Raw genomic sequence first — 1,594 nt, 5'->3', positions numbered from 1 at the left:
CAATGCCGTGAAGCTTAAGTCGATCTTGGATGGCTGATCTTCCGCTGTTGCTGGCCGGCGGGTTGGTACGGCGTGGCGGCGTGGCATCTGTGCTGGTGGGTGGTTTGGTCACGGTTCGTGGCTTCGATGATGTCCCCGGACCAGGTGTCGGTCGGGGTGCTGGTGACGGCGGTCCCGCGTGACGCGGTGGATGAGGCGGTCGAGGTCTGTGGGGTCGGCGAGCGGCGGAAGGGCGGGAAGCTCCCGCCGCATGTGACGTCGTATCTGACGCTGGGAATGTGCCTGTTCCCGGACGACGACTACGCCGAGGTCGCGGCGAAGGTCACCGGGTCGCTGGACCGGTTCGGCTGCTGGGACGCGGCGTGGGCGCCGCCGAGTGCGAGCGGGATCACCCAGGCGCGTAAACGGCTGGGCCGGGCGGTGATGGCCGAGGTGTTCGAGCGGGTCGCCGGCCAGGTCGCGACGCCCTCGACGCGGGGGGCGTGGCTGCGGGGCCGGCTGCTGCTCGCGGTCGACGGGTTCGAGGTCGACGTGCCCGACACCGAGGACAACGCCGCCGAGTTCGGCTATGCCGGCTCGGGCGAGAAACGGTCGGCCTTTCCGAAGATCCGGGTCGTCGCGTTGGTGGAGTGCGGCACGCACGCGTTCCGGGCCGCCGAGGTCGGTGGCTGGGCGGCCGGGGAGAGGACGCTGGCCCGCGGGGTGCTCATGCGGCTTCGGCGGGACGAGGTGCTGACCGCCGACCGGGGGTTCTACTCGTTCGACAACTGGGGACTGGCGGCCGGCACCGGCGGCGACCTGATCTGGCGGGCCCCGACCGGGCTGAACCTGCCGGTCGTCGACGTCCTGGCTGACGGCACGTTCCTGACCGTGCTGATCAACCCGGAGATCACGGGCAGCCGGCGGCGGGCCGCGCTGCTCGACGCCGCGAGGGCCGGCGCCGAACTCGACCCGGACGAGGCGCACCTGGCCCGGGTCGTCGAGTACGACATCCCCGACCGGGCCGGCAACGGCACCGGAGAACTGGTCGTCCTGCTCACCTCCATCCTCGACCCACGTGACGCCCGGGCCGACGAACTCGCCGCCGGCTACAACGAGCGCTGGGAGGAGGAGACCGCGAACGACCAGCTCAAGACCCATCTCCGCGGCCCCGGCAGGATCCTGCGCTCCCGGCTGCCGGACCTGGCCATCCAGGAGATGTGGGCCTGGCTGACCGTCCAGTACGCGCTCACCGCCCTGATCGCCCACGCAGCCGAGGCAGCCGACATCGACCCCGACCGGGTCGGCTTCGCCCGAACCCTGCGCCTCGTCCGCCGTTCCGCCACCGGGACGGCGGACATTCCCCCCTGACGACTGGCACGCCCAGCTACCCCGGTTCCACGCCGAGATCACCCGCACGCTCAACCCACCGCGGCGCCACCGCACCTGCCCCCGCGTCGTCAAACGCCCCCGCCACAACAGCTACCGCGTCAAGAAACGCGACGAACCCGCCTCAATCCGCCATCCAGGCCCGCCAACGATCCGGCTCCACCCGCTCGCCCCACGCGCAGCATGACCACATCCCGGAAAGATCAAACTACGCTTCACGGCATTG

Annotated in this window: 1 protein-coding gene; it reads left to right on the top strand. The window is 71.1% G+C overall.

Features of this window, described 5'->3' with window-relative positions; all coding sequences use genetic code 11:
* Positions 1–126 precede the first annotated feature (126 nt).
* Positions 127–1,350 carry an IS4 family transposase gene (locus BCD48_RS21965; protein ID WP_071050284.1) on the top strand — a complete coding sequence of 408 codons (1,224 nt, stop codon included), beginning with the start codon at positions 127–129 and terminating at the stop codon, positions 1,348–1,350.
* Positions 1,351–1,594: the final 244 nt, after the last annotated feature.

Origin of the sequence: Pseudofrankia coriaricola, from assembly GCF_001854805.1 — a bacterium.
Taxonomy (GTDB): Bacteria; Actinomycetota; Actinomycetes; order Frankiales; family Frankiaceae; genus Pseudofrankia.
Note: the sequence above shows the minus strand (reverse complement) of the source record. Positions and strands in the feature narration are given on the sequence as shown.